This is a genomic window from Ferrovibrio sp. (genome assembly GCF_041906005.1).
Classification (GTDB): Bacteria; Pseudomonadota; Alphaproteobacteria; order Ferrovibrionales; family Ferrovibrionaceae; genus Ferrovibrio.
This window is the reverse complement of sequence record NZ_JAYRJY010000021.1, coordinates 1-1,299: the sequence shown is the minus strand read 5'-3', so window position 1 is coordinate 1,299 and position 1,299 is coordinate 1. Positions and strand designations below refer to the sequence as shown.

The following is a 1,299-nucleotide window of genomic DNA, read 5'->3' as shown; positions in this document are numbered from 1 at the left end:
ACGCCTGGTGGTCAAACTCCGCTTGTTTTAGCTCACAAATCAGCGCGTAAACCGCGTCGGTGTCGTACTGCGTTGCCGGGCGAAGTTCACAAGCAGGCATGGTGTTTCTCCTTCTGATGAATCAGCGTCAGCAGCGTGTCGACCGACTGGCGCAGGCTGCCGTCATTATTGAGCGTATGGCAATCCTGAGGAGTATAGCGGGCGGCGCGCGCCAGCCGGGCATTAATTTCACTGGCGTTTTCGCGGCCACGGTTTTCCAGGCGCTGGCGCAGGATCTCCGGCGAAACCTGTAAACAGATGGGCAGCAGCGCCGATTGATAACGCGCCCGCGCCTGCGGCAGGTGGGCGCGTGAGCCGTTAACCACGACGTCGAATCCGGCGTGCAGCCAGAGGTCGATCTCAATGCCGACACCGTAATACAAACCATTAGCATGCCAGCTCAAGGCCAGAAGGTTCTGCCCCGCGCGGGTAAAAAACTCCTGCTCGCTTAAGGCGATATGGTTTTCACTTCCGGCGCTGGCATCACGCGTGATGTAGCGATGCGCTACCAGTAGCTGGGTTTGTTCCCGCTGGCGGAGTTCCGTCAACAGACTGTCTTTTCCGGAGCCAGAGGCCCCCATTAACCAAATCAGTTTTCCCGTCATCAGAACACCCTTTTACCCTGACGCCAGACGTGGTCGATATGAATGTGGTTGCCCTTGCGATGCGCCAGCACCAGGTCGGCGCGTTTGCCCTCGCCAATCACCCCGCGATCCTGAAGATTAAGCGCCTGCGCCGGATTTTTAGTCACCAGCTTCACCGCCTGCGGCAGCGTAAAGCGGTTGCTCTCGTCATCGGCGACGCGAAATGCCGCATCGAGCAGGCTGGCGGGGTAGTAGTCGGAAGAGAGGATATCCAGCAGGCCAAGCTGTGCCAGTTCACTGGCCGCCACGTTGCCGGAGTGCGAACCGCCGCGCACGATATTCGGCGCGCCCATCAGTACGTTCATGCCATGCTTGCGCGAGGCTTCTGCCGCTTCGAACGTGGTGGGAAATTCGGCGATCACGCTGCCAAGCTGGTGGGATTCGGCAACGTGGGCGTGCGTGGCGTCATCGTGGCTGGCGAGGGCAATGTGTCGCGCGCGGCACATTGCGGCGATAGTTTCGCGATTAGGCTGTGACCAGCGTGCGGCAAGCGCCAGTTGCTCCTCTTCGTACTGTTGCATCTGCGCATCGGTGAGCGAGTATTTGCCCTGATAATATTCACGATATTTTTCGCGGTTGGCGAACTGGCGCTGGCCCGGTGAGTGATCCATCAGCG

2 protein-coding genes are annotated in these 1,299 nt (G+C 59.4%); both read right to left on the bottom strand.

What is annotated here, in order from left to right; translation table 11 throughout:
* Positions 1 to 86: 86 nt before the first annotated feature.
* The gene (phnN, locus tag ACE3OO_RS20235; protein ID WP_000146000.1) at positions 87 to 644 is read right to left on the bottom strand and encodes a ribose 1,5-bisphosphokinase; all 558 of its coding nucleotides are present in this window, start codon (positions 642 to 644) and stop codon (positions 87 to 89) included.
* Positions 644 to 1,299: alpha-D-ribose 1-methylphosphonate 5-triphosphate diphosphatase (gene phnM, locus ACE3OO_RS20230; protein WP_252388021.1), on the bottom strand; the 656-nt coding region annotated here is incomplete at its 5' end. The genes phnN and phnM, both read right to left, overlap by 1 nt.